We start from the raw sequence: 19113 nt of genomic DNA, 5'->3' as shown, positions 1-19113 counted from the left end.
CCCGCCCTCAGAGGGTCACGGCTTGACCGTGATCCGGAACACCGGGTGGTCGGGGGCGATGCGTCGCAGCTCCTCGTTCGACGAGTCGGGGCCGACGCCGTTGAAGAAGACACCGACCTCGGCCTTCCAGCGCTTGAGGTAGGCGCGCAGCAGCTGGACCTTGTCGTCGTCGGCGACCTCGGTCGCGGTGAACGCGTCCACGTTCTTGCCGAGTCGCAGCTCGCCCCCTCCCGCGGCCCGCATGTTGTGCGTCCACTGGACATGGCCGCGGGGGGCGACCAGGTACTGCTGCCCGTCCACGGTGAGCAGATTGACCGGGGTCGTGCGCCACTCGCCGCTCTTGCGGCCGCGCACGGCCAGGACCCGGGAGCCCCAGACGCTGATGCCGCGGCGGGTCATCCAGGCGACCGCTCGGTTGAAGACGTTCACGGTGAACCAGCCCGGCTTCTGGACGTGAGTGGACATGGTGACCCCCATCGATTGAGAGAGCGCCGCTCCGTTTTGTGAGCACTGCTCTCGCTTGAGAGCAGTCTGCACGAGATCGGTGATCCAAAGCAAGAGCAGTGCTCTCGAATTAGTTCGCTGCTCTCGTTTGTGTGCACTGCTCTGGAAATGTGGCACACTGCCCCGCATGAGTACCGCACGAGGGGCACGGGCCCGAGCCAGGATCGAGGTCACCGCGGCCATCAAGGACGAGGCGCGCAGACAGCTCGCGGCGGAGGGTGCTGCCAAGCTCTCGCTGCGGGCCGTGGCCCGCGAGCTCGGCATGGTCTCCTCCGCGCTGTACCGCTACTTCCCCAGCCGCGACGACCTGCTGACCGCGCTCATCATCGACGCGTACGACTCCCTTGGCGAGACCGCGGAGTCGGCGCACGCCGACGTAGCCGACGCCGGTCCCCGGGAGCGCTGGATCGCTGTGTGCGCGGCGGCGCGCCGGTGGGCACTGGAGCATCCGCACGAGTACGCGCTCATCTACGGTTCGCCCGTGCCCGGGTACACCGCGCCGGAGACGACCGTCCCGGCCGCTTCCCGCGTGGGCCTGCTCCTGATCGGCATCGTCCGTGACGCGCATCAGGGCGAGGGGGTGGCCCGTCCGCCGTTGCCCACCGACCTGAAGGCCGAGGCGCAGCGGATGACCGCCGAGCTCGCGCCCGACCTTCCGCCGGAGGTGGTGACGGCGCTCGTGGCCGCGTGGGCGCAGCTCTACGGGCTGATCGGTTTCGAACTGTTCGGGCAGTTCAACCGGGTCGTGGAGGACCGCGAGACGTTCTTCCGGCAGGCGGCCGATCAGCTCGCCCACGGTGTGGGACTGGTGTTCCCTCGGCCGACCGGCACGACCACGACCACCGGCGCCAACGGCAAGGGGAGGGGTTCCGGCCGGGCGACCGGGCCCTGAATGCCTCGGACGGACCTCGCCGCCCACCGGCTGGGCGTGCGCCGGCAAGCCCAGCGGTACTCCGCGGGGAGTACGCCTGATCACCTCGCCCGGCGGACGCCTCGGACGCCCCGTCCCGTCTAGCGTGGCGGTCATGGAAGAGCAGCGCACTCCCAGGTCCCCGGCGTGGGGCGGTCCACCCCCGTGGTGGCGGCACGGGCCGCCCGGGTGGAACCGCTGGGACGACGAGGAGCGCCGCGCCCACTGGCCGTGGCGCTCCACGCTGCTGCTGACCGCCTTCGTGCTCATCGGCTCCAATGTCGCGGCCCACTCCCAGGCGGGCGACCGAGCTCACCTGGACTTCTTCGCGCGGACGCTGCTGCTGGTGGGGTCGGGCCTGCTGCTGTGGCGGCGACGGCAGCCGGTGCTCGTGGCCTTCGGCACGGCCGCCGTCGCCATGGTCTATCTGGGCGCCGGATATCCGTACGGGCCCGTCTTCCTCGTGGTCGCCTTGGGCTGCTTCAGCGCGGTCGTCGCCGGGCACCGCAGAGCGGCATGGGCGGCGGTCGGGATGTTCTGGGTCGGGCATGTGCTGGTGGGGCACTGGCTCTATCGATGGCTGCCGCCGGCGGGGGACGGGCCCGCCTCCTGGGGGCAGGAGGGCATTGTCGCCACCTGGATCGTGGCGATCGTGGCGTTGTCGGAACTGGTCCGCGTACGCCGTGAACAGTGGGCCCGCGAGCGTGCCGAGCGCGCGCAGTCCGCCAAGCGGCGCGCCGACGAGGAGCGGCTGCGGATCGCCCGCGAGCTGCACGACGTGCTGGCGCACAGCATCTCGGTCATCAACGTCCAGGCCGGCGTCGGCCTCGCGCTCCTCGACTCCGACCCCGAGCAGGCGCGCACGGCGCTCACCACCATCAAGGCGGCCAGCAAGGAGGCGCTCGGCGAGGTCCGCCAGGTGCTCGACACACTGCGTGCGCCGGGGGAGGCGCCGCGCGCGCCTGCGCCCGGACTCGACCGGCTCCCCGAACTCGTCGAACAGGCGGCGGGCGCCGGCCTGACGGTCGAGATCGAGGGCGAGGTCCCGAAGCTTCCGCCCGGCACCGATCTGGCCGCCTTCCGCATCGTCCAGGAAGCGCTCACCAATGTCGTACGGCACTCGGGATCGCGGCACGCGCGCGTGCGGCTCGAATCCGCGGAGGGCGCGCTGCGGCTGCGGATCGACGACGACGGCCCCGCGACCGGCGCGGACGCGGGCGGCAGCGGCAACGGGCTCGCCGGAATGCGGGAGCGGGCCGCGGCCCTGGGTGGCACGATCGAGGCGGGCCCGCGCGACGACGGAGGCTTCCGTGTGCTGGCCGTACTGCCCCTGAGGGTCAAGGAGGACCGGTGATCCGCGTACTGCTCGCCGACGACCAGTCATTGGTCAGGGCAGGCTTCAAGGCGCTGCTCGACGCGCAGCCGGACATCGAGGTGGCCGGCGAGGCGGCCGACGGCGAGGAGGCGGTGCGCAAGGTGCGCGAACTGCGCCCCGACGTCGTCCTGATGGACATCCGGATGCCCCTGCTCGACGGCCTCGCCGCGACCCGCCGCGTCACCGACGACGCCGACCTGAAGGACGTCAAGGTGGTCATGCTCACCACCTTCGAGCTGGACGAGTACGTCTTCGAGGCGATCCGGTCCGGAGCCTCCGGATTCCTGGTCAAGGACACCGAGCCGGAGGAACTCCTGCGCGCGGTACGGGCGGTGGTCGAGGGCGACGCCCTGCTCTCCCCGGGGGTGACGCGCCGGCTGATCTCGGAGTTCGCGGCCCGCTCCAAGGAGCCCGCGGCCGCCGCCTCCCTCGCCGAACTCACCGAGCGGGAACGGGAGGTGATGGCCCTGGTCGGCATCGGGCTCTCGAACGACGAGATCGCCCGCCGCCTGGTCGTCAGCCCGCTCACGGCGAAGACCCACGTCAGCCGCACGATGGTCAAACTGGGCGCCCGCGACCGGGCCCAACTGGTCGTCCTCGCCTACGAGTCGGGGTTGGTACGGCCGGGCTGGCTGGGCTGAGCCGCGCCCGCGCGCCCGAAGCGAATCAGCACGGTGGCGACCCGTAGCACGAAGAGGACGGCGGCGAGCGTGGCCCCGGAGGCGACCAGCGTCCGCACCGCGGCGCCCGACAGATCGAGGAACAGCGCCGGTCCGGCCACCACCCCGAACCCGACCGCCGCCACGAACGCCGCGCTGAACAGGGCGTATCCGATCTCGACGGTGACCGCGTCCCGCTCGTCCTGAGTGCGCCGCTCCCTGGTGTGGCTCATCCACTCGCGTCCCCCGTTGCTCTCCATCCGTCGAGTCAAACAGGCGTGCGTCCGGCGGGGCAGGGACCCCCGCCGGACGCACGCGCTGGAGGCGTCCCCCTAGTCGCGGACCGCCACGCGTTCCGCTTCCGCCTCTTCCTGGAGGGACTTGGCGACGACGATGGACTGCTGCGGACGCTGTGTCCGCAGGCCCGGCAGGGTGATCAGCAGACCCGCGAGAGCGATGCCGGTCACCACGATCAGGCCGGGCCGGTAACTGTCGAGGACGGCCTGCGGCGAGGAGCCCTCGGAGGAGTTCGCGGTCACGACCGCCGTCACGACGGCCAGGAAGATCGCGCCGCCGACCTGGACCGAGGTGTTGAGCAGGCCCGACACCATGCCCTGCTCGTGGTCGTCCACGCCGTTGGTGGCCTGGATGTTGAGCGAGGGGAAGACCAGCGCGCAGGCCGCGCCGATCAGCAGCATCGTCGGCAGGACGACCGCCGCGTACACGGGGTCGAGGTCGACGCGCAGGAAGAGCGCGTACCCGACGACCATCAGGGCGAAGCCCACCGCGATGAGCCGCGGGGTCCCGAACCGGTCGACCACGGCCCCCACCTTCGTGGAGGACAGCGCCACCAGCGCTCCGGCCGGCAGGAAGGCGAGCGCGGTGTGCAGGGCCGACCAGCCCAGCAGCGACTGCATGTACAGCGTCACCAGGAACTGGAAACCGACGTACGAGCCGAAGAATGCCATCGCACCGAGCTGGGCGCGGATCTGACTGCCGGAGCGCAGCACTCCGAGCCGGATCAGCGGGCTCGGGCTGCGTCGCTCGACGGTCACGAAGACGGTGAGCAGCACGGCGACGGCGAGGAAGGAGAGCAGGGTGCGCGCCGAGCCCCAGCCGACCTCGGGTGCCTGGACGACGGTGAAGACGAGCAGCAGCATCGAGGCGGTGCCGATGATGGCGCCGGGGATGTCGTAACCGCGATGGTCCTTCTCGCGCTCGCTGCGCGGGATGAGCTTCAGACCCGCGAGCAGCGCGATGACCGCGATGGGCGCGGGCAGCAGCATGGTCAGCCGCCAGCTCGCCTCGGTGAGCAGGCCGGACAGGACGAGGCCCATCGAGAAGCCGGTGGCCGCGCAGGTGGTGTAGATCGAGAGCGCGCGGTTGCGCAGCGGGCCCTCGGCGAAGGTCGTGGTGATGATCGACAGGCCCGCGGGCGCGGTGAACGCCGCACTCAGGCCCTTGATGAAGCGGCTGGCGATCAGCAGCGGACCCGAGTCGACGAGTCCGCCGAGCAGCGAGGCGAGCGCGAAGACGCCCAGGGCCACCAGGAAGACCTGGCGGCGGCCCAGCAGGTCGGCCGTGCGTCCGCCGAGCAGGAGCAGTCCGCCGTATCCCAGGATGTAGCCGCTGACGATCCATTGGAGCGTCGAGGTGGAGAGGTCGAGTTCGGAACCGATGGACGGCAGGGCGACGCCGACCATCGACACGTCCAGCGCGTCCAGGAACATCGCGGCGCAGAGCACGAGCAGGGTGCCCCACAGTCGAGGGGTCCAGCGTCCCTGGGGCGCGGGGTGGGTGAGCGGAGAGGTCATGACCGAGACACTACATGCACATGCATCCAATGCAAATGCATTTAATTCCGATGCAACAAAGTCGATTCTTTGCTACGGTGCGCCCATGGCGGCGACGAAGGCCGAGCAAGGGCTCGTGAACCAGTGGCGCGACATCCTCGCGGTGCATGCGCGCACCCTCTGCGAGCTCGACCGCGAACTGCATCCGCACGGCCTCGGCGCCAGCGACTTCGAGGTGCTCGACGTACTGGCCGAGGGCACCGCGTCGGACGGCGGCGCTTCGTACCGCGTCCAGGAGATCTCCGAGCGTGTCCACCTGAGCCAGAGCGCCCTGTCGCGGCTGATCGGCCGCCTGGAGAAGGACGGTCTGGTGACGCGCGGGATGTGCGAGGAGGACCGGCGGGGCGTCCGCGTGTGCCTCACGCCGAAGGGGCGCCGGCTGCATGGCGATGTACTGCCGGTGCAGCGCGCGGTGCTGACGCGGATGCTGGCGGGCGGTCCGGCCACCGCCTGCGAGTGATGGGGCCTGGCCCGCTCGGCTCCGGGTGACCGGACCCGCTTCGCTCAGCCCCGGGTGACCTCGGGCTTCGGCCTCGTCAGCTTCAGGCCATCTTATGCTTCGCCCGCGTCAGCTTCAGGCCAACTCGTACTTCGCCCCTGTCAGTTCATGGCGCTCTCGTACGACTCACCGTCAGCTCCAGGTGATCCGCGACTTCTCCCGCCACAGCTCGGCGAGCGAGGCGTCGCCCGTCACGCCAGGGAACGGCAGACGGTTCCAGAGCGCCAGGTAGATCCGCGCGGCCGGTCCGGCCAGCTCGCAGTCCGCGTCTCCTCGCTCCTCCCGGTCGCTGGCCGGCGGCTGCGTCGACAGTCGTACGGTCCACACCGCCTCGGTATCCGTGGCCCGCACCCGAAGGACGCGCGGCGCCTCCGTCCGTACCCTGCTCCTCGAGCGCGCGTGGAAGCCGTGCAGCAACTCGTCGATCCCGTCCACCGCGAAATCCGTGGCCACAGCGGTCGGCTCCCCGCCGAGCGCCGACTCGGCGTCGACCCGGTGTACGGTCGTCTCGTGGGCCTGCCGCCGCGCCCAGAAGGCGAGCGGCGAGGGCGCGGGCAGAAAACTCCAGCAGTCCACCCCGGGCGAGGCGCCGGCGAGCGTGTCGACGAGCCGCCGGTGGCCCTCCCGGAACCAGGCCGTGAGTTCACCACCGTCGAGATCCGGCACGCCTCCGTCAGGGTGGTAGGAGGTGTATCCCTCGGCGACGAACGCGGTGGCCCAACGGTGCACCATCCCCGTGTGCCGCACCAGATCACGCACTTGCCAGCCCGGGCAGGTCGCCACCTTGGCGTCGACCCCCGCCTCCTCGGCCGCCGCGGCCAGCAACCGGCCCTCCCTGTCCAGGGTTTCCACGAACTCCGGAATCTCCATGCGGCGAGTGTGCCGGATGAAGTGCGGTCGAGGGCAAGGTGTGCGGTGGGCGGGTCGGGGGAGTGGCCCGGGGGCGCGCATCCGCCGGCTGGACACCGGAAGAGCTGGAACGCCGCCTGGAGAATCCCGAGACGACCGACATGGACCTGGCCAGGGCCGCGCGTACGGCGCGCGAGGGTGCGGCCTGAGCGGTAGGCCATGCGTCCGGTGAGCGGGAACTCGGTGGCGTAACGGTGCGCTGTCAGCTCGCCGTTGCCCGCCGTGTCCCGTATCCGATGACGGCGGCGACCGCCGCCAGCGCCGCGACGCTGGTGAGGGCGGCGGGCAGGGAGAACCAGTCCGCCATGAACCCGATGGCGGGCGGTCCGAGGAGCATGCCGCCGTAGCCGAGGGTGGACGCGGTCGCGACACCGCTGGGGCCGGCGAGTGCGCCGGCGCGTTCGACGGCGACCGGGAAGATGTTGGCCAGCCCGAGGCCCGTGATCGCGAAGCCGAGCAGGGCCGCCCACACCGAGGGGGCGAGAGCACCGAGCAGCATTCCGGCTGCGGCCGTGGTGCCGCCCGCCACCACGGTCCGGGTCCGCCCGAGGCGTTCCAGGAGCGTCGTTCCGGTGAGTCGGCCGATGGTCATGGCGAGGGCGAAGCACGAGTAGCCGGCGGCCGCGATGCCCGGGTGGGCCTTCAGATCCTGCTCCAGGTGCAGCGCGCCCCAGTCGGCCAGGGCTCCTTCGCCGTACGCCGTGCAGAGGGCGATCAGGCCGAAGACGGCGACCAGTCCGCGGGTGCGGGCGTCCAGGCGACGCGGGACGCGCTCCTCCTGCGGCATTCGATCCGGCGGAGCCGGGGGCTCGTGCCGCAGCAGGGCACGTCCGGTGACGGCGGTCACCAGCAGCCCGATCAGGCTGAGGCCGAGCAGATGGCGGGTCGGGGACAGGGACCCCGCGACCAGCCCGCCCAGCCCGGCGCCGATCATGCCGCCCAGGCTGAAGGCGCCGTGGAAACTGGGCATGATCGGCCGCCGCAGTGCGGCCACCAGGTCCACGGCGGCGCTGTTGAAGGCGACATTTATCCCGCCGTATGCGGCTCCGAAGATCAGCAGGACGAGTCCCAGGGCGAGCGCCGAGTGGGTCAGCGGGGGCAGGGCGACGCTCAGTGAGAGCAGTACGCCGCAGGCCACCGTCACCGGGTGGCTGCCGAAGCGGCGGCACAGGCGTCCGGTGAGCGTCATCGTGATCACCGCACCGGCGGAGACGCCGAGGAGGGCGAGCCCCAGTGCGCTGGCGGAGGCACCGGTCTGTTCCTTGATGGCCGGGATCCGGACGACCCATCCGGCGAAGATGAAGCCGTCGAGGGCGAAGAAGACGGTGAGGGCGATGCGGAGTCGGGTGAGGTCGTTGCCCGGCACGACGCTGTGCGATCGGGTTTTGTTTATTAGCGGCACAAAGTAAGGCTAGGTCGGTGGGGGAGGTCAGGCAAGAGAGAAGACTGGCTGGAGCAGTGAAGAGCGGCTGCAATTTCCTGCTCAGGCTCACCGCCAGTTGAAATGGCTCGTTGCCCCGTCTGCCGCTGACTGAAAGCGGCTGCCGGGTGCTGCCGTTGTCGACACGAGTTGAGCTTGCGGACCAGAGCTCCCGAAAGGGGGAGTCCCAGGCCACGCCACAGCGATGCCGGCGACGGCTGGAAGGGCGGATCAGGAGCGGCGAGCCTTCTCAAGGCCAGTGGGTCGCCTTGTGGCGTCCTCGACGACACCGCCGCACCGCCGGACCAGCCGTCGCGCTCCGCACAAGGTCAGGCCCGGGACGCCGACGAGCGCGGGTTGCGGCAGGCCGGTCCTCATGACCGGTCCTCAAGGATGTCGTGGGCTTTACGGGCCGCGTCGCGGTTCCAGCGGCGCTGTTCCGCGAGCTTCGTTCGGTTCTTGGCGATGAGCTGGTTCTGGATGCGAACGTCGATGGCGTGCACCGTGCGGACGTAGCCGTTCTGCCGCTTGCAGCGGGCGTCGGCGGTCGCGGTCTTCTTCTCGAGGTCGGACGGCACGGCGGGGTCGTGCTGCCGCCCGGTCAGCTCTTCCTGAAGCTCCTGGCGGTTGCGGTCGCTGCCGATCTCGGCGTCCCTGGGGGTGGCGTAGTGGTAGCCCGCTTTCCGCATGAAGGCCGACCACGCCTTGTCCGCCTTCTTCCAGGCCGGCTCCCGCATGCCCTGTTGGAGGCTCTTGGTCTCCAGGTCCAGGACCGGATCCTTCCGGTCCTGCCGGTTCGTCCCGTGGATCGTGCGGTCCGCGTCGCCGAGACAGCCGCGTTCCGGGATGCGGTGGCCGTGGACGGTCTTCGGGTCGTCCCCGACGAACTCGCCGGTGAGCGCGAGGTATTGGGGGAGGGACCACTTCTTCTCCGAGTAGCGGCGCTGATACTCGGCCTGCGCCGCGTGATAGCCGTACCGCGCGGCCTGCTCGGGGTCCTGGATGCCGTAGCGAAGGTCGTCCGAGGCGTACAGGACGGCCGTCAGCACGCCCGTGCCGGAGGGGCGTTGGAGCCAGGCGGGTTGGGGATCGGTGGCGAGGTTCTTCAGGCTGTCGAAACCGAGGCGGGCCATGCACTCCTTGGCGAGCGTCCACCGGGCCCTGCCGACCGTACGGCCGTCGTCTTCGGGCATGTCGTACGCGGCCAGCGGCAGGAACCTCGGGTCGTCCGACGAGGTGGGCCCCGCGGAGGATGTGGGCGGGTCGGCCTGGTGCCCGCACGCCGTGAGGGCGAGTGCTGAGGTGAGGACCACTAAGAGGGGGGCGGCTCTGCGCATCGGGCCAGCTCATCAGGGTCCGGGGGACTGGACTGTGGTGGAGGTCATAGTTCCGGGTCACAGCCGCGTCACGTCCGGCTCCCATCACCGAGGCGCGCGCCGACGGGTCGGGCCCGTCCCCCGGTCCGCCCTGTCCGGCTCGGTACGGGACCCCACCCACCCCCGCCCAACTCGCGGGCCTCCGTACGAAAGCCGACATCCGTCGGCGGACCTGGCCGTCGGCGCTGATGCGAAGGGACGGCTGCTGTGACGACCAAGGAGTCCAGGTTTCCCGACCCGGGCCACATGCTCCGGCCGAGGGGACGGGCGTCACGGGGTCATCAGGTCAATCGTCCGGGACTCTTGACTCGGAATGTGTCAGCCGTGATCCTCGTCGGTAACTTGCACCGGTCATGACAAGACGGAGGGCTGTCTTCGGACCCTCGCCGGTCTGCTCGTTGACCGCGTCATCCCCGCCGACCAGGGATGTGGGTAATGACCGTGGATCGATGCTCGTGCCGCAGGCGCAAAGACGTCACTCTTGTGTCGCTGCTCCTCCTCGTGCTGGCCATGGCCCTCGGCCCCACGCCGAGTTCGGCCGCCGGCAACGACTGGTGGACTCCGACCGCACGCCCCACCCCGGACTCCCAGATCAACGTCACCGGCGAGCCGTTCACGGGCACCGACGCCGAAGGAGAAGTGCGCGGCTTCGTCGACGCCCACGACCACCTCTTCGCCAACGAGGCCTTCGGCGGGCGACTCATCTGCGGCAAGACGTTCTCCGAGGCCGGGATCGCCGACGCGCTCAAGGACTGTCCCGAGCACTACCCCGACGGTTCGCTCGCGGTCTTCGACTTCATCACCAAGGGCGGTGACGGCCGACACGACCCGGTCGGCTGGCCCACGTTCCAGGACTGGCCCGCGCACGACTCGCTGACCCACCAGCAGAACTACTACGCCTGGGTGGAACGGGCCTGGCGCGGCGGCCAGCGGGTGCTCGTCAACGACCTCGTCACCAACGGCGTGATCTGCTCGGTGTACTTCTTCAAGGACCGCAGCTGCGACGAGATGACGTCGATCCGACTGCAGGCGAAGCTGACGTACGACCTGCAGGCGTACGTCGACAAGATGTACGGCGGTACGGGCAAGGGCTGGTTCCGGATCGTCACGGACAGCGAGCAGGCCCGCGAGGTCATCAAGCAGGGCAAACTTGCGGTCGTCCTGGGCGTCGAGACCTCCGAGCCGTTCGGCTGCAAGCAGGTCCTGGACATTGCGCAGTGCAGCAAGGCCGACATCGACGCAGGGCTGGACGAGCTGTACGCGCTGGGCGTGCGCAGCATGTTCCTGTGCCACAAGTTCGACAACGCCCTGTGCGGGGTGCGCTTCGACGAGGGTGCGCTCGGAACGGCCATCAACGTCGGGCAGTTCCTGTCGACCGGCACTTTCTGGAAGACGGAGAAGTGCACGGGCCCGCAGCACGACAACCCCATCAACGGAGCCTCGGCGTCCGAGGCCGAGGGGAAACTCCCGGCGGGCGTGGAGGCCCCCTCGTACGACAGCGACGCCCAGTGCAACACCCGCGGTCTCACGGACCTCGGTGAGTACGCCGTGCGCGGCATGATGCAACGCAAGATGATGCTGGAGATCGACCATATGAGCGTCAAGGCCGTCGGTCGCGCGCTCGACATCTTCGAGGCCGATTCGTATCCCGGCGTGATTTCCTCGCACAGCTGGATGGATCTGAACTGGACCGAGCGGGTCTACGGCCTCGGCGGCTTCGTCGCCCAGTACATGCACGGCTCGCAGGGATTCGTCGCCGAGGCCAACCGCACGAAGGCTCTGCGGGACAAGTACGACGTCGGTTACGGCTACGGAACGGACATGAACGGCGTCGGCGGCTGGCCGGCACCGCGCGGCGCGGACGCCGCCAACAAGGTCACGTACCCCTTCCGCAGCGTCGACGGCGGCTCCGTCATCGACAGGCAGACCACCGGCGAGCGCACCTGGGACCTGAACACCGACGGAGCCGCGCACTACGGCCTCGTGCCGGACTGGATCGAGGACATCCGGCTCGTCGGCGGACAGGACGTGGTGAACGACCTCTTCCGGGGCGCCGAGTCCTACCTCGGCACGTGGGGCGCGACCGAGAAGCACCAGGCCGGAGCCAACCTCGCCAAGGGCGCGGCGGCCACGGCCAGTTCGGCGGAGTGGAACCCGTTCACGAGCTACGCACCCGGCCGCGCCGTGGACGGCACGCGGGACACCCGCTGGGCCAGCGGCTGGAGCGACGACCAGTGGCTGCGCATCGACCTCGGCTCCACGCACCTGGTCGGGCGCGTCACGCTCGACTGGGAGCGTGCGTACGGCAAGTCGTACCGCATCGAACTCTCCACCGACGGAGTGAACTGGCAGACCGCCTGGTCCACGACGTCCGGCGACGGCGGCCTGGACACGACCCGGTTCACCGGCACGCCGGCCCGATACGTCCGTATCCACGGACTGGAACGCGGCACCAACTGGGGATACTCGCTCTACGAAGTGGGCGTCCACAGCAGCTGAGTTGCGGCACGAGCACGAAGGACACCCGCATGGCACGGATGCCGTTGGCCGAAAGGCGCCGGCAGCTGACGGAAGCGGCGATCAGGGCGATGGCCCGGGACGGCGTCGCCAAGACGACGACCCGGTCCATCGCCGCCGAGGCGAGCGTGTCCCTGAGCGTCTTCCACTACTGCTTCGATTCCAAGCAGGCCCTGGTCGAGTCCGTCATCACGACCCTCACCGACCACTCCGTGACAGTGGTGAAGGACGCGCTACGAACCAGGGCCACGCTCGAGGAGACGGTCCGGGCCGGCTTCCAGGCGTACTGGGACCACGTCCGCGCCCACCCCGACGAGCACATGCTCACCTACGAACTGACGCAATACGCCCTGCGAGAGCCGGGGTTCGAGCATCTGGCCCGACGGCAGTACGAGCTGTACAGCGACGCGTACGCCGCTCTGATCGACCAGTTGACCCGGAGCATGAACCTCCAACTCCGCGTGCCCGTCTCGGTGCTGGCCCGCTATCTGGCTGCCATGACCGACGGTCTGACCCTCAACTACCTCGTGCTTGGTGACGAGTCCGCCTGGACCGACATCCTCGAGACGCTCATCGCCCACATCGCCGGCCTGGTGCACGACGACGTGCACCGGGCTTAGCCACGCCTTGACGTGTGCTGGGCGAAGTGGCTCTACGGGAGCCCGTCCCAGTGAGGGATCGCGACCCCGCACTGCGGGGTCGAAGCGGCACGGCATCCACCGCAGAAACCCGACGTGCGTCCACTCGGTGATCGCCGGCAGATCGCGGACATCGATCGTGTCACCGCACCGCGTGTCATCCGGATGCCGCAACGGAAACTGCATCACCCATCTGGCCGACCTGACGTGCCGTCGGCTGCCGGGCCGGGAAGCCTAGGATCCGCCACTAGAGAAAGGGACGTCGCCCACCCCTGTCCGGCATCGGCGGGCCCACCTCATGATCGGAGGAGACGGGATGCTGCACCGCGCCGGCAGGACCTCCTGGAAGCGCTTCGCCACCGTTCTCGTCCCGAGTGTCCTGGCCGCCGCGGCCCTCGGTATCGGCATGGGGCAAGGAGCACTGGCCGCGTCGTTCTTGATCTCCGGCCAGAAGTTCCAGGTGGCCCTGGACACTCTGGACGTCCGTGGTCTGAGCATTTACGGCACAGTGGATGTGACGAGGAAGGGCACCCTCGTGCCGGTCGTGGTCACCGGGGCCAGCCGTGCGGAGATCAGCGGGCTGTGCCAGTCCGTGGTGGTCCCGATCCCGGTCCTGGGCTCGTACACGCTGAGGATCACCGGCGGCGAACGGAGGCGGATCGAGGCGAGGAACTTGTTCCTCGACGCGACATCCTTGTCGAGCGAACAGGCGAATTTCGACGACCTCGACATCGGTGTGGCGACGGGAGCGATCAGCAAGGGCCCGATCAGTCGGGGGGACAGGAGCTCCCGGTTCTTCGATCCCAACGGCGTTGCCCAGCAGGCGGATTCGGCCTCCCTGAGCGACGTGCGCTTCACCACGGTCGCAGTCTCGGCCGCCACGTTCAACGTTCCGGGCCTCGATGTGCGGCTCAAACAAGGCCACCACGAGTGCTTCTGACCCATCGGCACGGAGCACGCACCTTCCGCGCCCGCTCGCCGCACACTCCAGCCCGCCGCACATCATGGAAAGCCCACGTGTTCTTCGAACTATTCGGCAGACGCCGGAACTTGCGTGTCGCTGCCGCCGACGCCCGACGGGGATTCAGGACCTGGCGGGGCGAACGTCCCTTCTGGGCAGGACTGTTCACCTTCGCGGCGGGCTTGCCCATCATCTACTTTCCGTACGCGCACTTGAACTTCGGGGCCGTCCCACTGGCCCTGTCGACCTCCGCCGGCGCGGGGTCGCTGATCATCGGGGTCCTGCTCGTGGCCCTGGGCATCTCCCTCTGGTTTCACCAGCAGGTGCGCTTGTTCGCAGGGATCACGGTCATTCTGCTTGCCCTCATCTCGTTTCCCGTCGCCAATTTCGGGGGCCTCTTCATCGGGTTGATTTCCGGCCTGATCGGCGGATCCCTCGCCTGTGCCTGGGTTCCTCCGACGGGCGCCGCCGGGTCGCAGCCCGCAGCGAACCGTGCATCGACGACCATCCCCGCGGGTGAGGACCACGGTGGCACGTGACGACCTGACCGGCTGTGCAGCAAGCGGGCCGGAGTCCGAGGCCTGCTATCTGGGCAGTACGGTGAAGAGCCGCTTGGCCGGCCGGCCGCTGCGGCCCCTCGCCTGCGCGCTGGCAGTGGCCGCCCTGCCCTTGGTCCTACAGCTCGCCACACCAGCGGCCTCGAAGGCGTTGCTCGTCCCTGGCGGCATCCACACCTCCAAGGCACCAGCAGGTGCCGGCGCGCCGGTCGACCAGCTGCCGGCCCGCCCGGCGAACGTCCCCTGGTTGCTGCGCGCCGACAGACTCGTGCTCCACAGCAGTGCCTTCCGCGGCGTCGTCACGGTCCGCACTGCGGCCGGGTCCAAGCGGGTCCTGAAGTTCACGGCACGGTCGCTGGACTTCCGCGACCTCGACCTGACGGCGGGCCGCGGCCGGGCGGCGATGCGTCTGCGGGCCAAGCCCGCGACCACATCCACGGTCAAGGGCAAGGACGTGGTGACTCTGTACACCCAGAAGCTGTCCGGCACGCTCGTCGGACTGGGCGGCGCTCCGCTCCCAGCCGACCGCAGCGTCACCGTCACGCCCGACGCGCTGCCCCCGTGGCTCTCCCACCCCGCAGTTCCCACCCGCACAGTCACCTTCGAGAACGTGACCGTTTCACAGGTCGCCCAGTTCGGCGGCGACATGTCCATCACCGGGCCGTACCTCAGCGCCGCGGCCGGGTGACCCTGCACGATCCACAGGAACACGTTCATCGGAGCGGAACCCTTCTCTGGGATCGCGCCGCGGCGTGCCACCGCCGCGGCGCGATCAGGGTTCGACCAGGGAGTCAGTGCTGTCTCAGAGCTTGAAGACGAGCTCGGCCTCATCGCGCTTGGTGGTGTGCAGCTCCCAGTAGAGGGGGGAGATCTGCTCGGGCTTGGCCGCCTCGACGCCGGGGATGACGGAGACGCCGATCGACGAGTCGATGCCGATGTGGGCGGCCTGGATACCGGTGCCGGCGTCGGCCAGCTCCTTGTGCAGGTTCATCGCCCAGTTGCGCAGCGCCGCGGCGGCGGCGTTGACGTTGGCGACCCGCGGGTCGGGCCAGATCGAGCCGGCGCCGGTGGTGTAGAGCAGGGTGCCCGCGCCGGCCTCGCGCATCGCAGGCAGCACCGCCTTGGTGGCGACGATGGCCCCGTACAGCTGGAAGTTCATCTCGAACTCCACATGAGACGGCTCGGTCTCGGCCGGAGCGGTCAGAGCGGTGATGCCGAACGTTCCGACCGGGGAGTACTCCAGGACGTCGATCCCGCCGAACTGCGTGGCGGCGTCCTTGAGCGCCTGGGTGAGCGCGTCCCGGTCGAGTACGTCCGCGGGGAACGCGGCGGCGGTGATGCCCTCGGCGGTGAGCTTGCCGACGAGACCGTCGAGCTTCTCGCGGTTGCGGGAGATCAGGGCGACGTCGAAGCCGTGGGAGCCGAAGGTGCGGGCGATGGCCAGGCCCAGCTGGGGGCCGGCTCCGACGATGGCGATGCTGGTCACAGCGATCCTTTCGTAAAACCTCGTTCGGGGCATTTCGGTGTGTCGGGCGATGGAGAGCTCCGTGCCGCCGGTGCAGGCACCGGACGCCTCGGAGACGCCCAATCTGGATAGGGCTATCCGAATTCGATCCGGATAGCCCTATCCGGTTCGTCCCTGACCACGGTACCAGCAAAAATGGATAGGGCAATCCGATTGCTAGACTGGCCTGCATGACCCCTGGCGCCCAACACCCCGACGACCCCGCCGCGCAGCCTCTGCGCAGCGACGCCGAGCGCAACCGGGAGCGGATCATCGCCGCGGCGCGCAGGGTGTTCGGGCGCGACGGCCTGGGCGCCTCCATGGCCTCCGTGGCCCGGGAGGCAGGGGTGGGGATCGCCACCATGTTCCGCCGCTTCCCCACCAAGGAGGAGCTGGTCGAAGCCGTCTTCCTGGACCGGATGGACGCCTACGCCGACGCGGTCGCCACCGCCCTCGACGACCCCGACCCCTGGCACGGTTTCACCGGCTATATCGAGGCCGCCTGCGCGATGCAGGCCGCCGACTACGGCTTCGCCGACGTCCTGACCACGACCTTCCCCACCGCCAAGGCCCTGGAACAGCGCCGCAACGAGGCCTACGAGGCCATGGTGCGGCTCATCAACCGCGCGAAGGCCACAGGCCGCCTGCGCGAGGACTTCGACCCCTCGGACCTGGTACTGATCCACATGGCCAACGCCGGCGTCGTCAACGCCTGCGGCGACGCCGCCCCCGACGCCTGGCGACGCGTCATCGGCCTCATGATCCAGTCCTTGGAGGCCCCCGCCCGCGGCCTCCTGCCCGACCCGCCCGAGCATGACGCCCTCTACAAGGCCATGCTCCGCGCCAACCCTGCAGACCCCACCACGCCGCAGCCGGACAAGAGCAACTGACCTCCCGGCCGGAGCGCGGACGGTTGAACACCGCGCGAGGAATCGCCCGCCCTGGCTGCCGCAGTGGGCCGGCAGGTAGGACGAGGGGGCCGGTAGACCCCACCTGCCGGCGTATGGGTGCCGCCTCCCTTGTCGCCGCTGCCTGTCATGGGGTCACGCGGCGTGCGCGTCGCTCAGCATCACCGACCACTCCTGGCGCCCGGCGGGCGATCGCGGCGCGCCAGGCGCGGTTCGCCTTCGGTGGCATGCCCACCGACAGGCACCCGTCCGCAGGCTGGTCAGGCGCTGCCGGAAGTCCCTGTTCCGTCCGGTGTGCCCCTCGACGCGCGTCATGGTGAGCGCACCTCGCTGCGGTCCGGATCGCGTTGGCCCCGGCTGGAGGCATGCCTGCCCGGATGCCGCGCTGCCGCAGGCCGATCGCGCCCATCGGCTTCACTGTGATGTGGGTCGGCGGGCGGCGTGTCCTCTCCACTCCTGGGCGGTCGTCAGCGGAACGGGGACGGGCGGAACTGTCGATGTCGTCAGCTCGATCCGTCGCCCCTCGGCCGACGAGCGCAGGAGGGCGCTCATCGTCTCCAGCACGTGCAGGGCGAGATCACCGCTCGCGCGGGGCGCGCGCTGCCCGTCGGCGGCGATGAAGTCGAGCAGGCCGACACCCCGTGCGCCGCCGACGTAGCCCGCCGACGGCGGGAGCGGGCGCCAGTGCGTGTCGCCGAGTTCGAGGAGCCGCACCTCGCCGTCGAAGCCGTTCGGATCCGGAACCGTGAGGGTCCCCGTCTCACCGTGGACCTCGATCGGCGCGGCCGTGGTGGCCACGCCGTCGAAGCTCGTCGTGATCGTCGTCAGGGCCCCGCACGCGTGCTCGAGCACACCGGAGACATGACTGTCCACCTCGACCGGTATCCGCTCGCCGGCGCGCGGGCCGGAACCGATGACGCGCTCGGCGCGCAGCCGGCTGGACGCCCCGATCACGGCCCGCACCGGACCCAGCAGGTGGACCAGGGACGCGAGGTAGTACGGCCCCATGTCCAGCAGGGGACCGCCCCCGGCGGTGTAGTAGAAGTCGGGGTGCGGATGCCAGCGTTCGTGTCCCGGGGTGACCATCACGGCCGAGGCGAACAAGGGGCGTCCGATGCTCCCCGCCTCAACGGCCCCCCGCGCCGTCTGGATTCCGGTGCCCAGGACGGTGTCCGGCGCGCACCCCACATCGACTCCCGCCTTCGCGGCGGCCTCCATGACGGCGAGGGCATCGACGAGGGTGGCGGCCAGCGGCTTCTCTCCGTAGACGTTCTTCCCCCGGCCGATGGCGCCGAGGGCGATCTCGGCATGGGCCGCGGGGACCGTGAGGTTGAGCACCGTGTCCACGTCCGGGGTGCCCAGCAACTCCTCGACGGTCAGTGCCTCGACGCCGGGCAGCTCGGCGGCGACCGCGGCCGACCGGGAGGCGTCGAGGTCGGCGACCGCGGTGACGCGCACGGCAGGATGGCCCAGGAGCGTGTCCAGGTACGCACGGGAGATCACTCCGAGACCTACGACGCCGATGCGGTGCGCGTTGCCCACAGCATGCCCCTCTCGATGACGGTGCGGACGTTGGGGTTCTCCAGCACGTCGAGGCTGTGCCCCGGTGTCGTCACCACGATGCGCCCGGCGCCCCACCGACGGGTCCAGACCGCCGGCGAGCTGACCGGCCGGTGCCAGGGCTGCCACGGCCGGGCGGGATGGGTGGTGGTGGCCAGGACGTCGCAGAGGTCGTCGTGGAGCACCCAGTACTGCTCGGTGTACAGCTCGAAGTCCTCGATGCCCGCGGTGATGGGATGCTCGCGGCCGAGCTCGGTGATGTTGACGGCGTGCGGCAGGTAGTTGTCCTCCGCATCCCCCCGACGCTCACACGGCTCCTTGCCCGGGTGGGTCGCGAACTGGGCTCCCACCAGGTGGAGATAGTCGGAGGAGGCGCGGAACGAGTCGGCTACGCCGCCGTGCCAGCCGGTGAACCCGGTGCCGGCCACAACCGCGCCGCTCAGTCCGGACAGCTGCTCGGCGGTGATCTCCGACATCGTCACGCACTGCACGACGAGGTCGGTGCCGGCCAACTCGGCGGCGTCGGCGTAGATGTCGGTCGACTCCTCGATCCGGACGGTGTACCCGTTGCTTCGGAGGAAGGGCAGGAACAGCTCCGTGGCCTGGATCGGTTGATGTCCCTCCCATCCGCCTCGGACCACCAGGGCCTTCTTCTGAGTCATCTTGTTCCTTCATGGGTTGTCGCCCCGGTCAGGGCGCCCTCGGCGAAGTGCTTCTGTCCGAACGGGGGGACGACCACGATGGGGCCGGCGCGAGTCCGGTCCGCGGGCATGTGAAGCATCACGTTGAACCGGCTGTTCCAATGGCCGACGCCGTAGAACAGCGCCATCACTATGCGTCAGTCGCCCGCGCTCAGGAAAGGGTTGTCGGATTTCATGTGGCCTCGTCGACCGTGCCACGGGAGGCGCCGGGTGCGGTGTCGTGGTCGCGGCTTAACGCTTTGACCAAGGCGAGAACCGCGAC

Annotated in this window: 19 protein-coding genes; 10 read left to right on the top strand and 9 right to left on the bottom strand. The window is 70.0% G+C overall.

What is annotated here, in order from left to right:
• Nucleotides 1–15: 15 nt before the first annotated feature.
• Nucleotides 16–465, bottom strand: coding sequence for a nitroreductase family deazaflavin-dependent oxidoreductase (locus AB5J53_RS06415; protein ID WP_369244638.1), 450 nt, complete (start codon nt 463–465; stop codon nt 16–18).
• 166 nt (nt 466–631) lie between these two features.
• Here AB5J53_RS06415 and AB5J53_RS06410 point away from each other — a divergent pair, with 166 nt between their 5' ends.
• The 3 genes from AB5J53_RS06410 (at nt 632) to AB5J53_RS06400 (ending at nt 3430) form a co-directional block, all read left to right on the top strand.
• Nucleotides 632–1396 (top strand): TetR/AcrR family transcriptional regulator, encoded by a 765-nt coding sequence (locus AB5J53_RS06410; RefSeq protein ID WP_369244637.1) that lies wholly within the window; start codon nt 632–634, stop codon nt 1394–1396.
• Between the two features lie 133 nt (nt 1397–1529).
• Entirely contained in the window at nt 1530–2768 is a 1239-nt protein-coding gene (locus tag AB5J53_RS06405; RefSeq protein WP_369244636.1) for a sensor histidine kinase, read from the top strand.
• On the top strand, nt 2765–3430 hold the full coding sequence (locus tag AB5J53_RS06400) for a response regulator (protein ID WP_369244635.1): 666 nt from the start codon (nt 2765–2767) through the stop codon (nt 3428–3430). The genes AB5J53_RS06405 and AB5J53_RS06400 overlap by 4 nt, the downstream gene beginning before the upstream one ends.
• Here AB5J53_RS06400 and AB5J53_RS06395 read toward each other — a convergent pair.
• Complete coding sequence (locus AB5J53_RS06395; protein WP_369252082.1) at nt 3391–3681, bottom strand: DUF6332 family protein; 291 nt, start codon at nt 3679–3681, stop codon at nt 3391–3393. The genes AB5J53_RS06400 and AB5J53_RS06395 overlap by 40 nt on opposite strands.
• Before the next feature lie 99 nt (nt 3682–3780).
• The gene (locus AB5J53_RS06390) at nt 3781–5262 is read right to left on the bottom strand and encodes an MFS transporter (protein ID WP_369244634.1); all 1482 of its coding nucleotides are present in this window, start codon (nt 5260–5262) and stop codon (nt 3781–3783) included.
• Between the two features lie 85 nt (nt 5263–5347).
• Here AB5J53_RS06390 and AB5J53_RS06385 point away from each other — a divergent pair, with 85 nt between their 5' ends.
• A complete protein-coding gene (locus AB5J53_RS06385) occupies nt 5348–5761 on the top strand; it encodes a MarR family winged helix-turn-helix transcriptional regulator (protein ID WP_369244633.1) in 414 nt (137 codons plus the stop codon).
• A 171-nt stretch (nt 5762–5932) separates the two neighbouring features.
• On the opposite strand, the gene AB5J53_RS06380 is transcribed toward AB5J53_RS06385, so the two are convergent.
• The 3 genes from AB5J53_RS06380 to AB5J53_RS06370 all read right to left on the bottom strand — a co-directional run bounded on the left by AB5J53_RS06380 (nt 5933) and on the right by AB5J53_RS06370 (nt 9442).
• On the bottom strand, nt 5933–6670 hold the full coding sequence (locus tag AB5J53_RS06380) for a maleylpyruvate isomerase family mycothiol-dependent enzyme (protein ID WP_369244632.1): 738 nt from the start codon (nt 6668–6670) through the stop codon (nt 5933–5935).
• Between the two features lie 241 nt (nt 6671–6911).
• Nucleotides 6912–8075 (bottom strand): MFS transporter, encoded by a 1164-nt coding sequence (locus tag AB5J53_RS06375; protein WP_369244631.1) that lies wholly within the window; start codon nt 8073–8075, stop codon nt 6912–6914.
• A 428-nt stretch (nt 8076–8503) separates the two neighbouring features.
• Nucleotides 8504–9442, bottom strand: coding sequence for a hypothetical protein (locus AB5J53_RS06370; RefSeq protein ID WP_369244630.1), 939 nt, complete (start codon nt 9440–9442; stop codon nt 8504–8506).
• A 498-nt stretch (nt 9443–9940) separates the two neighbouring features.
• On the opposite strand from AB5J53_RS06370, the gene AB5J53_RS06365 reads away from it, so the two are divergent.
• The 5 genes from AB5J53_RS06365 to AB5J53_RS06345 all read left to right on the top strand — a co-directional run bounded on the left by AB5J53_RS06365 (nt 9941) and on the right by AB5J53_RS06345 (nt 14866).
• Nucleotides 9941–12004 (top strand): discoidin domain-containing protein, encoded by a 2064-nt coding sequence (locus AB5J53_RS06365; protein WP_369244629.1) that lies wholly within the window; start codon nt 9941–9943, stop codon nt 12002–12004.
• A 29-nt stretch (nt 12005–12033) separates the two neighbouring features.
• Entirely contained in the window at nt 12034–12642 is a 609-nt protein-coding gene (locus tag AB5J53_RS06360) for a TetR/AcrR family transcriptional regulator (protein WP_369244628.1), read from the top strand.
• A 334-nt stretch (nt 12643–12976) separates the two neighbouring features.
• Nucleotides 12977–13600, top strand: coding sequence for a DUF6230 family protein (locus AB5J53_RS06355; protein ID WP_369244627.1), 624 nt, complete (start codon nt 12977–12979; stop codon nt 13598–13600).
• A 110-nt stretch (nt 13601–13710) separates the two neighbouring features.
• The gene (locus AB5J53_RS06350) at nt 13711–14160 is read left to right on the top strand and encodes a DUF6114 domain-containing protein (RefSeq protein WP_369244626.1); all 450 of its coding nucleotides are present in this window, start codon (nt 13711–13713) and stop codon (nt 14158–14160) included.
• Nucleotides 14150–14866, top strand: coding sequence for a hypothetical protein (locus AB5J53_RS06345; protein WP_369244625.1), 717 nt, complete (start codon nt 14150–14152; stop codon nt 14864–14866). Before AB5J53_RS06350 ends, AB5J53_RS06345 begins: the two co-directional genes overlap by 11 nt.
• Nucleotides 14867–14980: 114 nt before the next feature.
• Here AB5J53_RS06345 and AB5J53_RS06340 read toward each other — a convergent pair whose 3' ends face one another.
• Nucleotides 14981–15664 (bottom strand): SDR family NAD(P)-dependent oxidoreductase, encoded by a 684-nt coding sequence (locus AB5J53_RS06340; RefSeq protein ID WP_369244624.1) that lies wholly within the window; start codon nt 15662–15664, stop codon nt 14981–14983.
• A 209-nt stretch (nt 15665–15873) separates the two neighbouring features.
• Between AB5J53_RS06340 and AB5J53_RS06335 the strand changes: the two genes are divergently transcribed.
• A complete protein-coding gene (locus AB5J53_RS06335; protein WP_369244623.1) occupies nt 15874–16572 on the top strand; it encodes a TetR/AcrR family transcriptional regulator in 699 nt (232 codons plus the stop codon).
• 432 nt (nt 16573–17004) lie between these two features.
• Here AB5J53_RS06335 and AB5J53_RS06330 read toward each other — a convergent pair whose 3' ends face one another.
• Entirely contained in the window at nt 17005–18132 is a 1128-nt protein-coding gene (locus tag AB5J53_RS06330; protein WP_369244622.1) for a Gfo/Idh/MocA family protein, read from the bottom strand.
• Complete coding sequence (locus AB5J53_RS06325) at nt 18102–18812, bottom strand: ThuA domain-containing protein (protein ID WP_369244621.1); 711 nt, start codon at nt 18810–18812, stop codon at nt 18102–18104. Before AB5J53_RS06325 ends, AB5J53_RS06330 begins: the two co-directional genes overlap by 31 nt.
• Nucleotides 18813–19113 lie beyond the last annotated feature (301 nt).

It is taken from the genome of Streptomyces sp. R41, from assembly GCF_041053055.1.
Classification (GTDB): domain Bacteria; phylum Actinomycetota; class Actinomycetes; order Streptomycetales; family Streptomycetaceae; genus Streptomyces.
The sequence above is the reverse complement of the archived record's forward strand: the minus strand, read 5'-3'. Positions and strand labels throughout refer to the sequence as shown.

Excerpts from the sequence above, each read along its gene's own strand:
- AB5J53_RS06415 (WP_369244638.1), bottom strand. The coding sequence starts at position 465 with ATGTCCACTCACGTCCAGAAGCCGGGCTGGTTCACCGTGAACGTCTTC.
- AB5J53_RS06410 (WP_369244637.1), top strand. The coding sequence starts at position 632 with ATGAGTACCGCACGAGGGGCACGGGCCCGAGCCAGGATCGAGGTCACC.
- AB5J53_RS06405 (WP_369244636.1), top strand. The coding sequence starts at position 1,530 with ATGGAAGAGCAGCGCACTCCCAGGTCCCCGGCGTGGGGCGGTCCACCC.
- AB5J53_RS06395 (WP_369252082.1), bottom strand. The coding sequence starts at position 3,681 with ATGAGCCACACCAGGGAGCGGCGCACTCAGGACGAGCGGGACGCGGTC.
- AB5J53_RS06390 (WP_369244634.1), bottom strand. The coding sequence starts at position 5,262 with ATGACCTCTCCGCTCACCCACCCCGCGCCCCAGGGACGCTGGACCCCT.
- AB5J53_RS06385 (WP_369244633.1), top strand. The coding sequence starts at position 5,348 with ATGGCGGCGACGAAGGCCGAGCAAGGGCTCGTGAACCAGTGGCGCGAC.
- AB5J53_RS06380 (WP_369244632.1), bottom strand. The coding sequence starts at position 6,670 with ATGGAGATTCCGGAGTTCGTGGAAACCCTGGACAGGGAGGGCCGGTTG.
- AB5J53_RS06365 (WP_369244629.1), top strand. The coding sequence starts at position 9,941 with ATGACCGTGGATCGATGCTCGTGCCGCAGGCGCAAAGACGTCACTCTT.
- AB5J53_RS06360 (WP_369244628.1), top strand. The coding sequence starts at position 12,034 with ATGGCACGGATGCCGTTGGCCGAAAGGCGCCGGCAGCTGACGGAAGCG.
- AB5J53_RS06355 (WP_369244627.1), top strand. The coding sequence starts at position 12,977 with ATGCTGCACCGCGCCGGCAGGACCTCCTGGAAGCGCTTCGCCACCGTT.
- AB5J53_RS06335 (WP_369244623.1), top strand. The coding sequence starts at position 15,874 with ATGACCCCTGGCGCCCAACACCCCGACGACCCCGCCGCGCAGCCTCTG.
- AB5J53_RS06325 (WP_369244621.1), bottom strand. The coding sequence starts at position 18,812 with ATGACTCAGAAGAAGGCCCTGGTGGTCCGAGGCGGATGGGAGGGACAT.